Raw genomic sequence first — 20,884 nt, 5'->3', positions numbered from 1 at the left:
CATGGCGCACTTTTGCACAAACCGTTAATGATTGTTGCTGGAATGGATAAAAATTATTTCGGGATGAGACATGGTTTATAAAACGTTACATATCTACAATCGCCCGCACTGAATTCCCGGCACTGCTCATCCCTGAGCAGAAATAGGGTGTCGAGAGGCCGGTTGGCTTTGTACGACGCCCAGGTGTCGGTGCCTTCCAATTATCCGCACCAAATGGAATTGGTCTGTAACAAGGCCTTTGACCACGAATTCGAATAAGAACTCACCGCTGGCCCAGGATTTGTCGAGCAGCGTCTGACGCGCGACGGGCAGCCCTTATTCAATCCAAGAAAAATGCCAACCCTTGGCAGGGTGAAGTGTTGGCGATCAAAACCCAACTGCATTGCGCAAGCTGCTTTAGAGGTCGTGAGATGAGTAAAAACAGGTACCCCAGACTACTAGGCTTATTGCCGCTGATCGGCGCGTTGCTGCTGTCAGGCTGCAACATGACCTTGCTCAATCCAACCGGTCAGGTTGGCCTGGAGCAGCGAAACCTGATCATCACCGCAACGTTGCTGATGCTGTTGGTCGTGGTTCCGGTCATCGTCATGACCTTCCTGTTCGCCTGGAAATACCGCGCGACCAACACTGACGCCGTGTACACGCCGAAGTGGTCGCACTCCACCAAGATCGAAATCGCGGTGTGGGCTGTTCCAGTGCTGATCATCATTGCTCTGGGTTACGTCACCTACGTGTCGACCCACGCTCTGGACCCTTACAAGCCGCTGGAATCCGACGTCAAGCCGATCACCATTGAAGTGGTCGCGCTGGACTGGAAGTGGGTGTTCATCTATCCGGAACAGGGCATCGCCACGGTCAACAAGATCGTGTTCCCGACGAATACCCCGGTCAATTTCAAGGTGACGTCGGACTCGGTGATGAACTCGTTCTTCATTCCAGGCCTGGGCGGCCAGATCTACGCGATGGCCGGCATGCAGACCAAGTTGCACCTGATTGCCAACCGTGACGCTGAAATGGAAGGCATCTCTGCCAACTACAGCGGCGCAGGTTTCACCGGCATGAAATTCAAAGCGATCTCGACTTCCCAGGAAAATTTCGACGCCTGGGTAAGTGAAGTCAAAAAGGCACCTAAACAGCTGGAAAAAGCTGAATACGAAGCCCTTACCAAACCAAGCCAGAACAACCCAGTCGAGCTCTACTCCTCGGTTACGCCGAACCTGTTCCAGTTCATCGTCGACAAGTACGAGGGCATGAAACCGGGCAAGCCGATGCACCACGAGAAGAAAGAGAAAGAAGTGGCCCATATGGAAGGGATGGACATGAGTTCGCATTCAGCTGCCGGGGCAGAGGAGTAAACGATGTTTGGTAAATTAAGTTGGGAAGCGGTCCCGTTCCACGAACCGATCGTGATGATTACCATCGCCATGATCGCGCTCGGTGGTCTGGCACTGTTCGCTGCAATCACCTACTTCAAGAAGTGGACCTATTTGTGGACCGAGTGGTTGACCTCGGTCGACCACAAGAAAATCGGCGTGATGTACATCATCGTCGCCATGGTCATGCTGCTGCGTGGTTTTGCCGACGCCATCATGATGCGTACACAGCTGGCCATGGCCACCGAGGGTTCGCCTGGCTACCTGCCGCCTGAACACTATGACCAGATCTTCACCGCTCACGGTGTGATCATGATCATCTTCATGGCGATGCCATTCTTCACCGGCCTGATGAACCTTGCAGTGCCGCTGCAGATCGGTGCCCGTGACGTTGCCTACCCGTTCCTGAACTCCCTGAGCTTCTGGCTGCTGGTGTCCGGCGTTGTGCTGATCAACCTGTCCCTGGGCGTCGGCGAATTCGCCAAGACCGGTTGGGTTGCCTATCCGCCGCTGTCGGGCCTGCAATACAGTCCTGGCGTGGGGATGGATTACTACATCTGGGCGCTACAGCTATCCGGGTTAGGTACGACGCTAACGGGGGTCAACTTCCTGGCCACCGTGCTGAAAATGCGTACCCCTGGCATGAAGCTGATGGACATGCCGATCTTCACCTGGACCTGCACCTGGGCTAACGTCCTGATCGTGGCTTCGTTCCCGATCCTGACCGCTACCCTGGCACTGCTGACCCTTGACCGTTACATGGATTTCCACATTTTCACCAATGAACTTGGTGGCAATCCAATGATGTACGTCAACCTGTTCTGGGCCTGGGGTCACCCCGAGGTTTACATCCTGATTCTGCCGGCGTTCGGGATCTTCTCCGAAGTCATCTCCACCTTCACCGGCAAGCGTCTGTTCGGCCACCACTCGATGATCTACGCTTCCGGCGCGATCTCGATCCTGGGCTTCATGGTCTGGCTGCACCACTTCTTCACCATGGGTTCGGGTGCCAGCGTCAACGCCTTCTTCGGTCTGGCGACGATGCTGATTTCGATCCCGACGGGGGTGAAGCTATTCAACTGGCTGTTCACCATCTATCAGGGCCGTCTGCGTTTCACCAGCCAGGTTCTGTGGACCCTGGGCTTCATGGTGACCTTCGCCATCGGCGGCATGACCGGCGTACTGCTGGCCATTCCGGGTGCTGACTTCGTACTGCACAACAGCCTGTTCGTGATCGCTCACTTCCATAACGTGATCATCGGCGGCGCGGTATTCGGTTACATCGCAGGCTTCGCGTTCTACTTCCCTAAAGCGTTCGGCTTCAAGCTGCACGAAGGTTGGGGCAAGGCAGCATTCTGGTTCTGGATCACCGGCTTCTTCGTCGCGTTCATGCCGCTCTATGTACTGGGCTTCATGGGTATGACCCGTCGTCTGAACGCCACCACCAACCCTGAGTGGGTGCCGTACCTGTACGTCGCGATGTTCGGCGCGGTGATGATCGCTGTGGGCATCGCCTGCCAGCTGATCCAGCTGTACGTCAGCGTGCGTGACCGCAACAAGCCAGAAAACATGTGCGATCACGGTGACCCGTGGAATGCCCATACCCTGGAATGGTCGACCTCGTCGCCACCACCGTTCTACAACTTCGCTGTGCTGCCAAAAGCAGAAAGCATCGACCCGTTCACCGAGGCCAAGGAAAACGGTACCGCGTACCAGGCTCCAGCCAAGTACGAGCCGATCCACATGCCAAACAACACCGCTACGGGTGTGGTCATGGGCGCGCTGTTGACCGTGTTCGGTTTCGCGATGATCTGGCACATCTGGTGGCTGGCAATCGTTGGTCTGGTTGGCACCGTGGTGTATTTCACTATCCATGCCGCCCGTGACGATCAGGGCTACATGGTGCCGGTGGATGTCATCGAGCGCATCGAAGCCGAGCAGCACAAACGTCTGGTAGCGGCCGGGAAAATCCCAGCCAACGCCACCCGTGTTGAAACCTCGTTGGAACAGGCTTAAACCATGTCGAACTTAGTGACCAATGCTGGACACACCCATGTCGATGGACATGGGCACGATGACCATCACCACGACTCGGGCGAGATGACCGTATTCGGTTTCTGGCTCTACCTGATGACCGACTGCATTCTGTTTGCGTCGATCTTCGCGGTGTACGCGGTACTGGTTAACAACGTAGCGGGCGGCCCGTCGGGCGCCGACATTTTCGAGCTGCCGTACGTACTGGGCGAAACCGCTCTGCTGCTGTTCAGCTCGATCACCTACGGCTTCGCCATGCTGGCGTTGTTCAAAGGCAAGAAGACACAGGTCCTGGGCTGGCTGGCCATGACCTTCCTGCTGGGCGCCGGCTTTATCGCCATGGAGATCAACGAGTTCCACCTGCTGATCTCCGAAGGCTACGGCCCTAGCCGCAGCGGCTTCCTGTCCGGGTTCTTCACCCTGGTCGGCACCCACGGTCTGCACGTGACCAGCGGTCTGATCTGGATGGCGATCATGATGTACCAGGTCCAGAAAAACGGCCTGACGGCGACCAACAAGACCCGTCTGAGCTGCCTGAGCCTGTTCTGGCACTTCCTGGACGTGGTGTGGATCTGCGTATTCACCGTTGTTTATCTGATGGGGACTATGTAAATGGCTAACGCTCATTCCCACGATAGCCACGACGCCGGCCACGGCAGCGTCAAGTCTTACGCTATCGGTTTCATCCTGTCGGTGATCCTGACCGTCATTCCTTTCGGCCTGGTGATGTACCCGTCGCTGCCGAAAGCCATGACCCTGTGGATCGTACTGATCTTCGCAGTCGTCCAGGTGCTGGTGCACCTGGTGTACTTCCTCCACCTGGACCGCTCTGCCGCCCAGCGTAACAACGTGATCGCGTTTGTCTTCGCTGCGCTGGTCATTGTCCTGCTGGTCGGCCTGTCGCTGTGGATCATGTTCAGCATCCACACCAACATGATGGCGCACTGAGGTAAATCCGGATGTCCTTGAAGCACTTTATCCAAATCACCAAACCGGGGATCATTTTCGGTAACGTGCTTTCAGTGGCAGGCGGATTTTTCCTGGCCTCGAAAGGGCATGTCGATCTGGCCATCTTCCTGGCCGCCATGATCGGCACGTCCCTGGTCGTCGCTTCCGGTTGCGTGTTCAACAACTGCATCGACCGCGACATCGACCTGAAGATGGAACGCACCAAGAACCGGGTGCTGGTGCAGGGCTTGATCTCCCTGAAACTGGCCCTGATCTATGCGACCGTCCTGGGTGTCGCCGGCATTGCCCTGTTGTACACAGTGGCCAACCCGCTGGCCGCGTTGTTTGCGGTGATCGGGTTTGTCATCTATGTCGGCTTCTACAGCCTGTACCTCAAGCGCAAGTCGGTTCACGGCACGCTGGTGGGCAGTCTGTCGGGCGCGATGCCGCCGGTGATCGGTTACGTCGCCGTCAGCAACAGTTTCGACATGGCTGCACTGACGCTGCTGGTGATGTTCAGCCTGTGGCAGATGCCGCATTCCTACGCCATCGCGATCTTCCGCTTCAACGATTACCTGGCCGCATCGATTCCGGTGCTGCCAGTGAAGCGCGGGATTCAAGTGGCGAAGAAGCACATCCTGCTCTATATCCTGGCCTTCCTCGTGGCGACCTTGATGCTGACCTTCAGCGGCTATGCCGGCATGAGCTACCTCGCCGTCGCCGCGGCCATGGGCATGTACTGGTTGTACATGGCCTGGACCGGTTACAAGGCAGTGGATGACACGGTCTGGGCACGCAAGCTGTTCGTGTTCTCGATCTTCACCATTACCGCGTTGAGCGTCATGATGTCCCTGGACTTCAAAGTGCCCGCCGAGCTGTTGCTGACGTACGCGCCTTAAGCGTCGGATGCTGTAAAGAAAACCCCGCCTTCGAGAGAAGCGCGGGGTTTTTTGTTGGGTGGTCAGACTCTTCGAAACAGGTCTTTATAGGGCGGCGGACATGGCGAGGCGGCGGATGCGCGGTGAGATTGTAGGAAGCCTCTGAAGGCGTGTTCTGAAAATCCGAAATGCGGTGTTCGTATGGTTGTGAGTGATCAGCTTCTGTCGTTAGATTGATTTGTCGGGTGGTTTTCAAGAGCCCTTAAGTCAACTGGCGTTAGAGGGCTGTTGCGTGAATGCATCAAAAAAATACCTGACCGATGCGGCTGTCCAGCAGGCTCTGTTACTGGTTGATCTCACCGAAAAAAGCACACCCGAGCACGCTGTCCGGTTATTGCTGAATGAAATCCTTCAGCGACTGGCTGAAAGCGGCTGGCCCGAAGCTCAACTACAGACAGGCCCGCGCGTTGTGTCTGCCGAGGAAAACTACGGGCTGCTTGGTTACGATCCCACCGAAATCACGCTGGGCAGTGAACACACCCGCTGGGTCGATGAGCACTCTCTGCTCCGCACGCAAACCACCAGTCAGATTCCATCGGCGCTGCAGCGTGCGGCTCGTGATCGGCAGCCGGGGGAAACGATATTGCTGGCAGCGCCCGGTATCACGTTTCGCCGGGACAGTCGTGACCGCTGGCATTGCGCGGAGCCGCATCAGATGGACATCTGGGTACTCGGTGATCCGCAGCTGTCGACCCACGAACATTTGCTGCGCCTGGTCGGCGATATTCTTCAAGCGGCCGTGCCTGACAGACCATGGGTCTACAGCGATAGCCCGCATCACTACACCGAAGGTGGCATCGAAGTGAATGTGTTGAATGACGGCGCTCCCGTCGAGGTCCTGGAGTGCGGTCGTATTGCGCAATCGTTATTGGAGCGTTTGCAGATCGATCCATTGCGCCATGGCGGCTTGGCGCTCGGGATGGGGCTGGATCGCCTGACGATGCTGCGCAAAGGCATCCCGGATATCCGTTTGCTGCGGGATCAGAATGTACGGGTCCAGGCGCAGATGCATGATTTGAATCCATGGCGTGCGGTTTCGCGTTTGCCGTCGATTGCTCGCGATATTTCATTGGCAGTTACCCCGGGGTTAAGCGAGGAGGTGCTGACCGAGAAAATGTTGCTGGCCGCGGGTGACTGCGCTGATTGGATTGAGGAAATGCAGGTCAAGGGCCGTTGGGGATTCGCTGATTTGCCGGTGCAGGCCATCGAACGCCTCGGGCTGTTGCCGGGTCAGGAAAATGTGCTGCTTCGGGTGGTGCTGCGAGATTGTTCGCGATCGATCACGACGGCTGAGGCGAATGCCTTGTACGCGGATATTCAATCCGCGTTGCATGAGGGGGCACCCGGGGCGGGGTACAGGATGGATGTTTCGAAGGTTTGAGTCAGCTATCCAGCAACCTGAAAAACCGCTCACGCACTTGAGTGTGATCGCTGTGGGCCACGTTGAAGCGCATGTAATGGCTGGCTTCCGAGCCCTTGCTGAGCAGGGTGCCGGGGGCGAGGACCAGGTTGTTTTCCAGGCCTCTGCGGGCGAGGGTTTCGGCGTGCAGGCCGTCCGGCAAGCGCGTCCAGATGAACAAACCCTCTCCCGGCAACGACGACAGCGAGCAACCGGCTTCGGCCAGCCAGCTCGTCACCCGGCTGTTGGATTCATACAGCCGGTCCACCGTACGGCGCGTGTGTTTGGTGTAGCTGCCGTCGCTGAGCATTGTGCAGGTGATGTGTTCCGCCAGTTCCGAGGTGACCCCGCCACAGGCCATTTTCAGGGCGACCAGGCGTGCCGCCAGTTGCGGTGACAGCACCGCGTAGCTGACGCGGCTGTTCGCCGTCAGGGTCTTGGAGAAACCGGAAATGTACGTGACGTTGTCCAGCCCGCTGGCGGCCAGTCGCGGGGTGCGGCGCTGTTGAATGTCGCAGTAAAGGTCGTCTTCGAGAATATGGAAACCGTACCGGTGGCTCAGCTCCAGCAACCGATACACCTGAGCGGGGGAAAAGGAATGCCCGGTCGGGTTATGCAGGGTGCTGTTGGTCATGTAGAGCACGGGTTTGTGGGCGATCAGCAGTTGCTCGAAGGCCTCCAGGTCCATGCCATCGCAATCGCGAGCGATGGTGATGACCTTCGCCCCGTGCAGCGCCAGGTTGGCGTGCATGTTGAAGTAGCACGGATCATCCAGCAGCACGGTGTCGCCCGGCTTGATCAGCAGGCGCATCAGCAGGTCGATAGCCTGCATGGTGTTGGCGGTGGTGATGATCTGGTCCACCGGCACTTCGATGCCGAAGGTCGACAGCTTGACCCGCAGGGCCTGGCGCAGCGGCAAATACCCGCCGGCTACACCGTACTCGCCCATGCGCAGACTCGTCGCGCGCAAGGTGCCGCGCACCGCTTTTAGCAGTTCATCGGCTGGCAGCCATGAAGTTGGCAGGAAACCGCAGCCGGGGCGCAGGGCGCCGTTGTCCAGCAGCAACGCGCGGCGGACCACGCTGAGGGTGTCCTGAGGTTGCAGATCGGGGCCGGTGTCGGTGTTCAACGTGGTGCTGGTGCGGTGCACGTAGTGCCCGGAACCCTGGCGTGACACCACCAGACCCTTGGCGCGCAAGCGATCCAGGGCATCGACCACCGTGGACTTGCCCACGCTCATCAAGTCGGAGAGTTCGCGAATCGGTGGCAACTTTGCCCCGTGAGGCAAGCCGCCCTGGCTGATCGCTACCGACAACTGATCGACGATCTGCTGAACCAGCGGTACTCCGGGCTGGAACACGACGGCGGCGATCACTGCTCGCTGAACCTGCATTTTACTGGTCTCTCCGGCAGTAAAGTTCGTTCGATTCTATACGAACTTGCTCTGCTGCAAACAACCCTCTCTCCCTACTATCGCTTTAGTGACGTTTTTGATGGTGGGTGCCTTATGGCCCCGCAAATGCTTGGTATCAGAGGTGCTGCATGAGTGTTCAAACAACGGCCGCCGTGGCCAAACCGGTGATTAATATTCGCCTGTTCACGATACGCATCATCACGGCGGTGTCGCTGTTTGCGGTGTTGGGCAAGGCCAACGTCTGGCTCGACACGGCCACCAACAGCATTCTCGCCCTCGGCTATCGAGCCTTGTTGCTTCTTCTGCCCCTGACTTTGCTGGTGCTGGGACGTCGCTCCCTGAGTGTCACGCTGCTGTGCGCCGGCCTTGGACTGGTGTTGCTGGCGGTCACCCGCAACCAGGGCATGGTGATGTTTGCGGCGGCACTGTTCGCCTACGGCATCGCCATCGCCGGTTACCTGATCAAGAGCGAAGCGGCGCAAACCAAGGAGGGCGCCGCCTACAACCGGGTCGCCATGAACATGGGCAGCCTGGTCGCCGGGCTGATCCTGCTGTCACCGCTACTGACCCCGACGATGTTTTTCCTCGGCGCTGCCGCTTTCGTGCTGCTGTGCCTGCCCATCGCCATGGGCGCGACCTTCACCACGCAACCCGCTACTGCCCGCGCGGCCAGCCAGGCGGGCAGTGGCTGGCGCAACAAACTGCCGTGGGTCATCGCCGGCCTGATCATGGGGATCAAGTTGTTCGGCGTGTTCTCGATCCTGCCCCAGGCCATCCTGCTGAAGACCGGTGAGCTGCCGGCCTGGTACGGCCTGATGCTGATCCTCAACAGCGCCGTGGTGGTGTTCGCACAGATGCCGGTAATGAAACTCATAGAACGCACCGGGCGTTTCAAAGTGGTCGCGGTGATCGGGATCATCATTGGCGGTTTTGCCGTGCTCTCGTCTCCGGGCGCATTCCATGTCGAAACACTGATCGGTGCACTGATCTGGGTGGCCCTGCTGTCGGTCGCCGAGTGCGCGTTCAGCTACCTCGATTACTTCTCGGTCAAGCAGAACAACATGTTCGTCAAGGAAGTGTCCCTGGGCGTCGGCGCGGGGCTGACGGTGCTGATCATGCGTGTCGTGCCCGCCCCCTATAACGCCCTGGTGCTGGCAGCCATTGGTGCGGGCGGGATTCTCGCCTGGTACTGGTTCAACCGTAAATCCAACGCATCACTGCACGACTGAGTCATCGCGGTAGCGTTTTTTGCATCACAGGTCGGAGGTTTCATGAAGACGACGTCATGCGTAGTAGTGGTCGGTTACAACGGCAATCGGGTACAGGATATCCAGAAGTTGCGCGATCTCTGCAAGACGCTCTACAACGCCCGGCTCATCCTGGTGGTTGAGCGAATTGCACCCGAGGATGACCAGGTCGCGGACCACGTCTGCAGCGCTTCGCTGGCGCCGCAGGACGTTGCCGAGTCACTGGAACTGGTGGCCGGGTGCCTGGATGTCGACCGCTGGAAGCTGATTGGCGTGTTGCCGTTTTCCGATCGAGGCGTGTTGCTCGGTGCGGCGCTGGCAACCTATTACGGCCTGCCCGGCATCACGCCGGGCGAGGCCCGGGCCGGCCTGGACAAACAGATATTCCGCAAGCTCGAAGCCGCTTGCGAGACGGCGCCTGACGACTACCGTCCGGTGTTCTCCACGCGGGTCGAAAGCCTTGGCGAACTGCGTCAACGGGTCGTCGAGCTGGGGGGCAAAGCCTTCATCAAACCGGCCTGTGAAGGCGCGAGCCGGGGTTGCCGGGTCATTCATCATCCGTCCGAATGCGACGAGGCATGGCAGGCGCTCAAGCCATACCGGGAAGGTGGCATCGTCCTTGAAGAACTGGTCCGTGACGCTCGCGAATACAGCTGGGATTACGTCGCCGGCAGCACCTGGGTGACCGAAAAAACCACTACCGAAGGCGCCTTTCGCGCAGAAATCCAGCAAGTGGTGCCCGCGCCTTTGACGCAGGGTGTACAGGCGCGACTGGGCGCTGCCGGTCGGCACATGTCCGGGTTGGTTTCACCGGATAACGGCGCTTATCACAACGAGATTTTCCTGCGCAGCGACGGGCTGACTTCGGCGGTGGAAACCAACATGCGACCCGGCGGCATGCACATCTGGGACCTGGCACGTCTGGCCTTTGTCGACTTCAACCCATGGGAACACTGGGTCAGGTGGGCGGTGGAGGGCAAGACCGCTCAGCAGGACCCGGTTGCACGCGGCTATTGCGGCATTCGCCTCCTCAGAGCGCCCGCCGCTGGCCTTTTGCGAGACCTGCCGGACATCGAATCCCTGGCCCGGGAACTGAACATCGAGTTGGTCGAGGCCGCCTACGAAAAGCGTGTCGGCGACACGGTCATGGCCCAGGTGAAGGACAACACCGCGTTCATTGGCCACATCGTGTTGTTCAGCGAGCACTACGACCAACTCAGCAATGACTTGCTGCGCCTGGCCGAAGCCATCGAGTCCCGAGTCGGGGTCAACTGCCTGGCGTCGCCAGTCAGGGCCGTCGGCTGATTCACGTTGTTGTCTTATTGATTTAGAGGGTTTGGTAATGATTGAGCACAAGACCTGTGATGAGCGTTTCATCGACCTGGCCAAGGAGCTTGGCTATGACATCTATGGCGAGAACACCGCCGGCGGCCATTACGCCCCGCTGATTCGTCATCACGACGAGCTGTACATCAGCGGTCTGGTGCCTCGCATGAACGGCGCGATCCAGTACCCCGGCCGTGTCGGGCTGGAACTCAGCCTCAGTGATGCTCAGGCCGCTGCCAGCATCAGCGCCATGCGCGCGCTGGCATTGATCGTGGACGCCATCGGTTCGCTGGACAAGATCAAGTCGCTGGTTCGCGTCACCGTTTATGTGAAGTCCACAGCAGATTTTGTCGACCTCAGTGAAGTTGCAAACGGTGCGTCGGATGTCTTCACTCACGTATTGGGGGATGCGGGAAAACATACCCGTACGACCGTCGGCGTTTATCAACTACCGAAAAATGCGGCGGTAGAAGTTGATTTGATCGCTGCGCTGAGACCAACGTCTTTATAAGTGTTAGTTGCTCGGCTTTACAGGGTGGAGTGGGTAACCTAAGGTGCTGTTACTCAGTGGGCAGCCTAAGTTGGAACGTGGTGATGAATAACGTTAAAGGCGCGTTTTTTTCATATAAGGATTTTCGTGAAAGTTTGCACCATCAATCGGTCGGCCCGCGGGTATGGAGGGAAGCCGAGCTGACAGACATGCGTCAGACCCTGGAGGCCAGCGAGGTCGACATCGTGGCGCTGGCCCACGACAACAGCCTCAACGGATGCGAGGTGATGCCCGGCGTGGCGATGGCCATGCAATGGCTAAAACCCGGCGCTGTGCTTAACGGTCACGCTCATTCCTGGTGGCACCTGTTCATCATTCAATCCGGCCGCGGCGCGCTGACGTTGGGCGATGCCGACGAAGTGGACGTCAGCGCAGGTGATGTGTTGCTGGTGCCGGCCTGGACCCGGCACGGCTTCATCAACACGAGTACCGATGAAGCGTTGGCGATGCTGAACCTGAGCAACATGCCGCAGATGGCGCTATTGTCGAATTTTGCGGACAGTCACGGGCTGATCACCAGCCGATCCTGAAGCACCGTTTCACTGAAGGGAGTCAGCATTTGCCGAACTCCCTTTTTTTGTGCCTGCGAACTTTCTGTATCGATAGAATCAGATAATTTCTGTATCTGTTCAGCATCAGATCAACTAACTAGGATCACTTCCATGGCAACGGATTTAGTTTCGTTAAGCAGGGGAAGTGCTCTATGGAAAGTGCAAAAATAAAGTTGTATGTCGGTGCGGATTTTGTCAGCGCTTTTGCGATGTCCACGTTTGTGGCGTTAAAAGAAAAGCAACTTTCATTTGAACTCGTGACACTCGATCTTAAAGCCCGGGAGAACTATCAACCGGGTTATCGTGATCTGTCGTTAACCTGCAAAATACCCACGATGGTTCACCAAGGTTTCGCCCTGTCGGAGTCTTCAGCCATCGCCGAATACCTCGACGAGATCGCCCCGCAGCCGCGAAAGCTGTTCCCCCAGGATACCCGGCAACGCGCGCGGGCCCGCCAGCTTCAAGCCTGGCTGCGCAGCGATCTGTTGGTCATTCGCAAGGAGCGTCCGGCCGATCTCATTTACTTCGGCAAAAAAGACACGCCCTTGAGCGACGACGCGTTGGCGGCCGTCGACCGGCTGTTCTTTGTGGCTGACCGGTTGCTCAAGGGCGGCGCCGATCATCTGTTTGGTGACTGGAGCATCGCTGATACCGACCTGGCAATCATGCTCAACCGTCTGCTCGCCAATGGCGATCACGTTCCCGCGAGACTCGCCGCCTATGTCCGGCGCCAGTGGGACCGCGACAGCGTTCGGGCATGGATGGACATTGAGCGCACGGCGCCCTCAGTCCACTAACACCGCCAGGAAGACATCGGGAGCGCTGCCATGCAGGGAATGTCGGAATCGCCAAGATACAAACCCTATAACTCACGCACCATTCGCGACACGGCGTACTGGCACAGGCTCACGCCAGCGCTGCAAGAAGCCATGAACGTAGTCGCGCGGGTCATGCCGTTTCGCACTAACGAATACGTACTGGGGACGCTGATCGATTGGGACAACATCCCGGACGATCCGATTTTCCGCATGACCTTTCCCCACAAGGACATGCTGCTGCCGGACGAGTACGCCTCGCTCAAGCACCTCATCGAACTGGATGACAGCGTCGCCATCAAGCGTCGAATCGAAGCGATCTGGTTGCGCATGAACCCGCACCCGGCCGGGCAGTTGACGCACAACGGCGTGACGCTGGACGGAAAAGTCCTACCGGGCATTCAGCACAAGTACCGCGAGACCGTACTGTTTTTTCCCGGCGCCGGTCAGACGTGTCACGCCTATTGCACCTTCTGTTTCCGCTGGGCGCAGTTCATCGGCGAAGAAGAGCTGAAGTTCAACGCCCGTGAGTCCCAGGAACTGGTGAGCTATTTGCGGGTGCACACCGAGGTCACCGATGTGCTGATCACTGGCGGTGATCCAATGATCATGAACACCCGCTCGCTGGCCGGCTACATCGAGCCGCTGCTGCATCTGCCGCACCTGAAGAGTATCCGCATCGGTACCAAGTCGGTGGCGTACTGGCCGCAGCGCTTTGTCAGCGACAAGGACGCGCCGGAACTGCTGGAACTGTTCAAACGCATTGTCGCGGCGGGGAAAAACCTGTCGGTGATGGGGCACTACAACCACCCGGTCGAGATCCGCCAGGACATCGCCCGCCAGGCCATCGAGCGTATTCGCTCCACCGGTGCCACCTTGCGCATGCAGGCACCGGTGATTCGCCACATCAACGAGAACCCCGCCGATTGGGCCGAGCTCTGGACTGAAGGCGTGCGGCTGGGGGCGGTGCCTTATTACCTGTTCGTCGAGCGTGATACCGGCCCCAGTCATTACTTCGCCATGCCATTGGCTCGGGCGTTCGAGATTTTTCAGGCGGCGTATCGCACGGTCTCCGGGCTGGCGCGCACGGTCCGCGGGCCGTCCATGAGTACCTTCTACGGCAAGGTTCTGATCAACGGCATCGAGACCGTCGCCGGGGAAAAAGTTTTCGTCCTGCAGTTTCTGCAGGCCCGCGATCCGCAATGGGTATTGCGCGTCTTTTATGCGCGGTTCGATCCCCATGTGACCTGGTTCGATGACTTGCGCCCCGCGTTTGGCGAGCGCTTGTTTTTCTTTCAGACCGAGCCCGTGGCAGCGCCGGAATTGATACAGGTCCTGCTGGAAACGGCGTAGGGCGATTCTCAAGGAGACAGGGTTATGAGCAGTGGTGGGTTTGATCAGCGAGAAGGATTTATCTGGCTCGACGGCGAGTTTGTCGAATGGTCCCAGGCGCGTCTGCATGTGCTCTCCCACGGTCTGCATTATGCGAGCACCGTGTACGAGGGCGAGCGTGTCTACAACGGCAGGATTTTCAAACTGCGCGAACACAGCGAACGGTTGTACCGCTCGGCGGCGCTGATGGATTTCGTGATTCCGTATGAGCTTGCAGCGCTGGAAGCGGCCAGTCATGAATTGCTGCGCCGCAACGGGATCGTCGACGGATATCTGCGACCCGTGGCCTGGCGCGGCAGCGAAATGATTTCCACCTCGGCGCGCTTCAACAGCGTTCATGTGGCGATCGCCTGTTGGCAGTGGCCGAGCTATTTCGACCCGGCGGCGCGCATGGCGGGCATCCGTTTGAAGACCGCCGAGTGGCGCCGACCGCCACCTGACTGTAGCCCTTTTGAAGCCAAGGCATCGGGGCATTATCAGATCGCGACGCTGAGCAAACACGACGCGGAAAACAGTGGCTACCACGACGCGCTGATGCTCGACTGGCGTGGTCACGTGGCCGAAGCCACCAGCGCCAATGTGTTCTTCGTCAAAGACCGGACCCTGCACACGCCGTTGGCGGATTGCTTCCTCAATGGCATCACTCGCCAGACCGTGATCGAACTGGCCAGGGCGCTGGATTACCAGGTGCTCGAGCGGGTCATTCTTCCTACGGAGCTTGGCGACTTCGATGAATGTTTTCTCACGGGTACGGCGGCCGAAATCACACCGGTGCAAAGCATCGATGAGCATCGGTACCGACCGGGCCGCGCGTGCAGCGAATTGATTGCCGCATACACCTCAACCGTCAACACCTGATAAACAGCCGGGAATCTCACCATGTCAGATCAAGGGATTGTTGCGTCTAAACCTTACGTTTCGTTGGGGCACCGCCACGAGGAATTGTCAGCCCGCGGCTGGACCGTGCTGGCCCCGGACGAGTTCGCCGATGATGTTGTTGGCACCTTGCAGGAATTCGGTCCGATCATTCCGCAATTCAACGGGCAGACGGCGTTTGCGATCACCCGCAAACCCGGTTACGAAGACCTGCCGTATTCCCAGAGCATGAACGGCATTGGCCCGCACACCGAAGCGCCGGTGTACGGACCACCGCCACGTTACCTGGCGTTGCATTGTCATCAACAGGCAACGTGTGGCGGTGGGCATACCGGTCTGGTGGACGGCATCGAGTTTCTGGCATTTCTCGAACACACGGACCCCGAGCTGCGTGAGTGGATCGATGACACGCCGGTGGAGTTCGTTGCCACCGCCAAACCCGGTGAACCGGCACAACGCCGGGTCAAGGAATACATCCTGACGCCGACAGAAGAAGGGGACATTTTCCGCTTCAGCTACAACCAGTTTCACTACGGCGATGTGAATCCCTCCAAGGAGCATCTGCAGCAATCACTGGTCACAAACAGCACGACACCGTTGGCCAGGTTTGCCGTACTGGGTGAAGCCTATTTCGTGGAGCACAACACGCCGGTGTTGATTCCCGACGGTTGCCTGCTGATTTGGGACAACTGGCGAATGATCCACGCCCGCAGTCGTTACACTGACCCGGCGCGCAACCTGACCCGCTATTGGCTGGCCTGATTTTTCCGTCGCCCATCACTCCATCGGCGTACCCCCAACAGGGTGCGCGTCCTACAGGTATCGCGTTATGCAAACAGCCATCGAGATCGCCAAGGTCGATCATCAACTGATCGTGCGGCTCAATCAGGCGTGGACCAAACGGGCCACGGTGTGTGCGCCGGACAAGACGCTGGTCAGCGAGCCGTTCGATCCGGCGCGTCCGGATTATCCGGAGTCCATGGTGCCGTTTTTCCACCACCCGGCATTCCAGGCCCTGAGCGAGGAGCTCAAGAGCAACGTCGTGACCTGGGGCTGGATCGGCTACAACCTGCGCACGGTCACCGCTGAAGAACATGTGGTGAACCCGGCGCTTAGCGTCATCGCCAATCAGTATCTGGGCAAGGACGACTGGCATTTTCGCGAGGCGATGCAGCAGACATTGATCGACGAGCATTACCACACGCTGATGCACCTGCGTGCCATCGAGCGCACCCGGCTGGACAGGGCGCTGGACCATGACCTGGACTTGCCGCCGTCAGTGACCTACCTGCGTCTAGTCGCATTGCGTGAAGAATTGCCCGAGCAGTGGCAGCGGGATCTGGCGGCCATCACCTTTGCGGTCGTGGCCGAAATCAGCGTCAACGCCTACCTGGATCTGCTGGCGGACGATCACAGTATCCAGCCGCAAAACCGTCGCGTGGCCGAACTGCATAACCGCGATGAATATGCCCACAGCAAGGTGCTCGCCGAAGTGGCCAAGGTCATGTACACGAATATGCAGCCACCGCAGCGGTTATTTTTCGCACGTACGTTGTCGGTAGCGCTGAGTGCCTTTGTCGCCCAGGACTACTCGATGTGGGAGGCGATTCTGACGCAGCTCGGGGTCGAGGCCGCCAGTCAGATCATCGCCGACACTCGCGAGAGCAACAAGAACGCCACGATCATGCGCGACTACAGCGGTCTGCTGCGTCTTGCGCAGGACCTGGGCATTACCGAGGAGATCGATTTCGACTTCCGTCCGACCCTCAACGCGGCCGCTGTGGCCTGAATCGGGAGGTGTGCATGTCCGTTCCTGAGTACGAAGTGTTCGCCATTCGTGTGGGCGCCAATGACCAGCGCACCGCTCGAGAAAATTTTCTGTACGACGGCTGCTGTGGTGACCCGAATGCGTCGATGCCCCTGGACTATTACTTCTGGGTCATTCGAAACGCCCGGCAGATCATCGTGGTCGACACCTGTTTTCAACCGGCCACGGCGGATCGGCGCAACCGGCAGATGTACCGCTTGCCTGAAGATTCGCTGCGACAACTGGACATCGATCCGGCGCAGGTCGACACCTTGATCCTGACGCATCTGCACTGGGATCACGCCGGCAATATCGGGTTGTTCCCCAAGGCCACGGTGCACCTGCAGGAAGCGGAATTGCGTTTCTGCACCGGACCGAAAATGACCCATCGCACGGTGAACAAAACCTACGAAGTGGACGACGTGATGTCGGCCCTGCCGCCGTTGTTCGAAGGGCGGATGCGCTTGCACTCGGGCAGTGTCGAGGTGGTGGCGGGCGTGACCCTGCACCCGGTCGGCGGGCATACGCCGGGCAGCCAGGTGGTGCGAGTGAACACCGCGCGCGGGTGGATCGTGCTGGCTTCGGACGCTGCGCATCTGTGGGCGAACATTCGCCAACGCAGTCCGTTTCCGATCCTCGATGACCTGGCCCAGACGCTGGAAGCCTTCAGCCTGATCGACAGCCTGGCGGACAGTGAAGACCACGTTATCCCCGGCCACGACCCGCTGATCGCCGAACGCTTCCCCCATTGGAACGACGACCCGCACATCATCTGCCTGCACAACCCACCCCTGAATACCCAGTGAACCCTGTAGCAGCTGCCGAGCCCGCCCTTGTGGTGAGGGGATTCATCCCCGTTGGGTTGCGAAGCGACCCCAAATCAGGCGACCTGGATGAATCAGTCATACCGAGTGCGCAGGTTTTGCGACGACTGCGTCGACGAACGGGGATGAATCCCCTCGCCACAAGGGCGGGCTCGGCAGCTGCTACAGGGTTAGCATTGGTTTTTGAGGATCTGGCCGAGGGTCGCCAGCGCCTCATCTATCCGGGGCGAATACGGCGCGCCGCAACCGATGCGAACGAAATGATCGAAACGCTGGGCGTTGGAAAAGATGTCCCCCGGTGAAATCTGGATACCTACCTTCAACGCCTCCTGGAAAAGCATCATCGACGAATACCGGGGCGGCAGCTCCACCCATAACAAGGTGCCGCCTCGCGGGTTGCTCACGCAGGTGCCCGAGGGGAAATAGCGCAGGATGGCCGCACTCATCTGCTGGCGTTGCTGCGTCAGGGTTTTCCTGAGCCGGCGCAGGTAACGTTCATAGGACGGCGTTTTCATGAACGCACTGACCGCCAGTTGCGACAACGTTTCGCAGCCTCTGGACTGGGTGTGCTTGAGCATTTCCACGCGCTCGTGCCATCGACCTGCACTGATCCAGCCCAGTCGCATGCCCGGAGCGAGGGTTTTGTTCAGCGATGCGCAATAGATCAGGTTGTCAGTGCGGTCCCAGTGTTTGAGCGTGGACAAGGGCTGATCGGTGTCCACCAGGTCGCCATAGGTGTCGTCTTCGATCAGCACCGTGCGGTACTCGGCGCACAGTTGCACCAGGCGTGCTTTGTTGGCGTCGGGCATGATGCTGCCCAACGGATTTTGCAGATTGGGAATGACGATCAGCGCACGAATTGGTTCGGGACCCAGTAGCAGTTTTTCCAGCGCAAACAGGTTGATCCCCGAGTGCGCGGTCGCCGGAACTTCCAGCACGCGCAGGCTCAGGCTTTCGAGAATCTGCAGCAAACCATAGAAGGTCGGCGATTCAACGGCCACGGTGTCGCCGGGTTGGGTGACGGCGCGCAAGGCGAGGTTGATCGCCTCGGTCGCACCGTGGGTGATCACGATTTTCTCGGCGCTCACGTTGGTCTTGGCAGTCAGCGCGCGCCGGGCCAGGGTATTGCGCAGCGCAAGGTTGCCGCAGGTCGAACCGGGTTTGCCGAGCAATTGCTGATCCTGGCGCAGCGCCTTGATCATGTGGTCCTGCAGAATCTTCAGGGGATAGAGTTCCGGTGCGCAGTAGGCGCTGGCGAAGTTGACCTTGATGTTCGCCCGCTGGCCAGCCTTGAGCACCGACGACACCTGCTCGTGAATGCCCACATACACCCCGGTGTCCAGCGGTGCAGGAGGCACGGGCTTGGGCACGTTGTCCGGTTGACGGATGTAGTTGCCGGAGCGCGGACGCGCTTCAAGCACCCCGTAGTCCTCAAGCTCGCGGCACACCTGCACGGCGGTCGACAGGCTGACGGCGTGTTTTTCCATCATCAGTCGAATGGAGGGAAAGCGTTCTCCCGTTTTCAAGGTGCCGCTACGGATCGCGTCGAGGTAGTGGTGGGCTAACTGACGGTAAAGGGGCGTTGTGTTCATGACGACCTCAGCAATCGCACCACTGAGGTCTTGGGCTGGAAAGTGAGATGACGCTCCCCGCAGGCGGACCTGTGGCGCTCAAGGGTTATGGGAAGTGTTGGTCCTGCTGTCGATACTGGAACAGGAATCGCGGTCTTGCCGGAATCGCAGGCAATAAAAAGCCCCGCACGAGGGCGGGGCTGAAGGGGTACTGAAGTTAACGTTTGTCAGAAATTACTGGTTAGTCAGACACCTGTGGCTAGTCAGGTCCTGTGGCGAGTGAGCTTGCTCGCGCTTGAGTGCGTAGCACTCACAAAATAGTTGAAGATGTTCAGATTTTTTGGGGCCGCTTCGCAGCCCGGCGGGAGCGAGCTCCCTCGCCACAAAATACAGTGTGTCCGAGTTACTGCGCAGCGATGCTGTAGCCATCGAACGCTGTCTGTTGCTGCAGCGCAGTGATGATGTTCTTGCGGTTGCTGGCGTGCTCAGTCCCGGCATTGTCCAGGAAGGTCTCGCTTTCCAGCTCGGCTTCATCACCTTCACCGACGAAGGTCAGTCCCAGGAATTCCAGGGCTTCGCGATCGACATTCATTCGCGAACGCGGTGTGCGCATCGGCAGGGTGACGCTAACGCCGTCCTTGCTGATGGTAAAGATTTCGACGTCTTTCTTTGCCCGCGCTGTCTTGCTCTTGCCGCTGCTCGGGTTGCTGATGGCCTGATGGGTCTGGTTCAGCACTTTAAGCGCCAGGCCGTAGACGATTTCCTGGAACGCGGGATCGTCCTTGAAGCTGGACAGGATGCGGCTGATCGGGAACTTGCTGCTCAGGTCTTCGAGGGCCGCGATGTCGGCCGCTTCGGCATCCTTGAGTTGCTTGAGTTCGCCCATCAGCTCGTAGGCCTTGTCGTCGTCGAAGCTGTCATGAGCCTGACGAATCGCGGCGCGCAGCTCGCGGATCTGGTCGCTTTCACGGGTGGACTGGAACGAATCCAGGACCATCTCGGCGATGGTCTTGGCCTGGGGCACATGCTGTGAAAGATTGATGGAGTTTTCGTATTCCGCTTTGGACGACAAGGTGACTACGGATTCAGCGGTGTTGGAATCGGACATTGAAATTTCACTACTTCTTTTAACTTGGGATGAGGCGAGAAAGCACAGGGCCTTTTCAGGCCGCCTAATCTATTGGACAGCGACGCAGTTGTCACGGTTGAACAGGCGGGCGGACGAAAGATTGGCCCGACCCTCCTACAACGGCGCAGTCTTGAGGGAGTGGAACACCTGATAGAACCTGATCGACCGCCCGCAGAACAAACCGCTGGCCACGCCTGACGCACAAGCCTTGAGCAACACGATGGGGAGTGTCGCCGAGTACGCCGGGTGAACCTCGGCCTCGTAGCCAAAATAGTAGTTAACCGCAAAGAACAGCAGGTAGAGCACCAGCGTCTTGATCGTGCCTGGCAGGATCAATCCGGTTCCCGTGTCATCCAGCGCGACGTTTTTGCTTGAAAAAATCAGCAGGGCGGCGGCGCTGCCTACCAGCACGGCGATCAGCCAGAAACCTGTCGCTAATGCGGGATGCAGCGAAAGGTTCAGCGAATAAAAGGACCAGCCGAGCAAAATCGGCGGGGTGATCAACAAGGAGGTTTTGCTTTCGCGCGTCGGTGAGAGGGCCTTGATGCCAAAAAAGCACAGCAGGGCAAAGGTCGCGTAAACCCACAGCGGGGTGTTTTGCAGGGCGTTGAACATCGTGACGCGTCCATGTCGAAAAATGTGCGGGGATAATAGTCGTGCTTCGACGAAACGACCGACTATTTCCCCGAC

General features: G+C 58.7%; 20 protein-coding genes. 16 read left to right on the top strand and 4 right to left on the bottom strand.

Annotated features, from left to right (window positions below; translation table 11 throughout):
* Nucleotides 1-410 precede the first annotated feature (410 nt).
* The 6 genes from cyoA (at nt 411) to GBC55_RS09990 (ending at nt 6,674) form a co-directional block, all read left to right on the top strand.
* A complete protein-coding gene (gene cyoA / locus GBC55_RS10015) occupies nt 411-1,355 on the top strand; it encodes a ubiquinol oxidase subunit II (protein WP_162437332.1) in 945 nt (314 codons plus the stop codon).
* Nucleotides 1,356-1,358: 3 nt separating this feature from the next.
* The gene (gene cyoB, locus GBC55_RS10010; RefSeq protein WP_162437333.1) at nt 1,359-3,389 is read left to right on the top strand and encodes a cytochrome o ubiquinol oxidase subunit I; all 2,031 of its coding nucleotides are present in this window, start codon (nt 1,359-1,361) and stop codon (nt 3,387-3,389) included.
* Nucleotides 3,390-3,392: 3 nt separating this feature from the next.
* The gene (locus GBC55_RS10005) at nt 3,393-4,019 is read left to right on the top strand and encodes a cytochrome o ubiquinol oxidase subunit III (protein WP_045062707.1); all 627 of its coding nucleotides are present in this window, start codon (nt 3,393-3,395) and stop codon (nt 4,017-4,019) included.
* Nucleotides 4,020-4,355, top strand: coding sequence for a cytochrome o ubiquinol oxidase subunit IV (gene cyoD, locus GBC55_RS10000; protein ID WP_162437334.1), 336 nt, complete (start codon nt 4,020-4,022; stop codon nt 4,353-4,355).
* Between the two features lie 11 nt (nt 4,356-4,366).
* Nucleotides 4,367-5,254 (top strand): heme o synthase, encoded by an 888-nt coding sequence (gene cyoE, locus GBC55_RS09995; protein ID WP_162437335.1) that lies wholly within the window; start codon nt 4,367-4,369, stop codon nt 5,252-5,254.
* Nucleotides 5,255-5,525: 271 nt separating this feature from the next.
* Nucleotides 5,526-6,674: a hypothetical protein gene (locus GBC55_RS09990; RefSeq protein ID WP_162437336.1), complete on the top strand. Its 1,149-nt coding sequence runs from the start codon at nt 5,526-5,528 to the stop codon at nt 6,672-6,674.
* A 1-nt stretch (nt 6,675) separates the two neighbouring features.
* Here the strand turns inward: GBC55_RS09990 and GBC55_RS09985 are convergent, their stop codons facing one another.
* The gene (locus GBC55_RS09985) at nt 6,676-8,085 is read right to left on the bottom strand and encodes a PLP-dependent aminotransferase family protein (protein WP_162437337.1); all 1,410 of its coding nucleotides are present in this window, start codon (nt 8,083-8,085) and stop codon (nt 6,676-6,678) included.
* Nucleotides 8,086-8,234: 149 nt separating this feature from the next.
* Here GBC55_RS09985 and GBC55_RS09980 point away from each other — a divergent pair, with 149 nt between their 5' ends.
* The 10 genes from GBC55_RS09980 to GBC55_RS09935 all read left to right on the top strand — a co-directional run bounded on the left by GBC55_RS09980 (nt 8,235) and on the right by GBC55_RS09935 (nt 17,476).
* Nucleotides 8,235-9,335 (top strand): hypothetical protein, encoded by a 1,101-nt coding sequence (locus tag GBC55_RS09980; protein ID WP_162437338.1) that lies wholly within the window; start codon nt 8,235-8,237, stop codon nt 9,333-9,335.
* A gap of 42 nt (nt 9,336-9,377) precedes the next feature.
* Nucleotides 9,378-10,658, top strand: a complete 1,281-nt coding sequence (locus GBC55_RS09975) for a biotin carboxylase (RefSeq protein ID WP_162437339.1) — start codon at nt 9,378-9,380, stop codon at nt 10,656-10,658.
* Nucleotides 10,659-10,695: 37 nt separating this feature from the next.
* Nucleotides 10,696-11,190: a RidA family protein gene (locus GBC55_RS09970; RefSeq protein WP_162437340.1), complete on the top strand. Its 495-nt coding sequence runs from the start codon at nt 10,696-10,698 to the stop codon at nt 11,188-11,190.
* 83 nt (nt 11,191-11,273) lie between these two features.
* Nucleotides 11,274-11,759, top strand: a complete 486-nt coding sequence (locus GBC55_RS09965; RefSeq protein WP_162437341.1) for a cupin domain-containing protein — start codon at nt 11,274-11,276, stop codon at nt 11,757-11,759.
* Between the two features lie 173 nt (nt 11,760-11,932).
* The gene (yfcF, locus tag GBC55_RS09960) at nt 11,933-12,577 is read left to right on the top strand and encodes a glutathione transferase (protein ID WP_162437342.1); all 645 of its coding nucleotides are present in this window, start codon (nt 11,933-11,935) and stop codon (nt 12,575-12,577) included.
* A gap of 30 nt (nt 12,578-12,607) precedes the next feature.
* Nucleotides 12,608-13,948 carry a lysine 2,3-aminomutase gene (locus GBC55_RS09955; protein ID WP_162437343.1) on the top strand — a complete coding sequence of 447 codons (1,341 nt, stop codon included), beginning with the start codon at nt 12,608-12,610 and terminating at the stop codon, nt 13,946-13,948.
* 24 nt (nt 13,949-13,972) lie between these two features.
* A complete protein-coding gene (locus tag GBC55_RS09950; RefSeq protein ID WP_162437344.1) occupies nt 13,973-14,845 on the top strand; it encodes a branched-chain amino acid aminotransferase in 873 nt (290 codons plus the stop codon).
* 21 nt (nt 14,846-14,866) lie between these two features.
* The gene (locus GBC55_RS09945; RefSeq protein ID WP_162437345.1) at nt 14,867-15,625 is read left to right on the top strand and encodes a TauD/TfdA family dioxygenase; all 759 of its coding nucleotides are present in this window, start codon (nt 14,867-14,869) and stop codon (nt 15,623-15,625) included.
* A 67-nt stretch (nt 15,626-15,692) separates the two neighbouring features.
* Nucleotides 15,693-16,652, top strand: coding sequence for a diiron oxygenase (locus tag GBC55_RS09940; RefSeq protein WP_162437346.1), 960 nt, complete (start codon nt 15,693-15,695; stop codon nt 16,650-16,652).
* A gap of 14 nt (nt 16,653-16,666) precedes the next feature.
* The gene (locus GBC55_RS09935) at nt 16,667-17,476 is read left to right on the top strand and encodes an N-acyl homoserine lactonase family protein (RefSeq protein WP_162437347.1); all 810 of its coding nucleotides are present in this window, start codon (nt 16,667-16,669) and stop codon (nt 17,474-17,476) included.
* Between the two features lie 188 nt (nt 17,477-17,664).
* Here GBC55_RS09935 and GBC55_RS09930 read toward each other — a convergent pair whose 3' ends face one another.
* The 3 genes from GBC55_RS09930 to GBC55_RS09920 all read right to left on the bottom strand — a co-directional run bounded on the left by GBC55_RS09930 (nt 17,665) and on the right by GBC55_RS09920 (nt 20,809).
* Nucleotides 17,665-19,086 carry a PLP-dependent aminotransferase family protein gene (locus tag GBC55_RS09930; protein ID WP_162437348.1) on the bottom strand — a complete coding sequence of 474 codons (1,422 nt, stop codon included), beginning with the start codon at nt 19,084-19,086 and terminating at the stop codon, nt 17,665-17,667.
* A 382-nt stretch (nt 19,087-19,468) separates the two neighbouring features.
* On the bottom strand, nt 19,469-20,173 hold the full coding sequence (locus tag GBC55_RS09925; RefSeq protein ID WP_162437349.1) for a hypothetical protein: 705 nt from the start codon (nt 20,171-20,173) through the stop codon (nt 19,469-19,471).
* Nucleotides 20,174-20,308: 135 nt separating this feature from the next.
* Nucleotides 20,309-20,809, bottom strand: a complete 501-nt coding sequence (locus GBC55_RS09920) for a hypothetical protein (protein ID WP_162437350.1) — start codon at nt 20,807-20,809, stop codon at nt 20,309-20,311.
* Nucleotides 20,810-20,884 lie beyond the last annotated feature (75 nt).

This window comes from Pseudomonas sp. TNT3 (assembly GCF_010095445.2).
Taxonomy (GTDB): Bacteria; Pseudomonadota; Gammaproteobacteria; order Pseudomonadales; family Pseudomonadaceae; genus Aquipseudomonas.
Note: the sequence above shows the minus strand (reverse complement) of the source record. Positions and strands in the feature narration are given on the sequence as shown.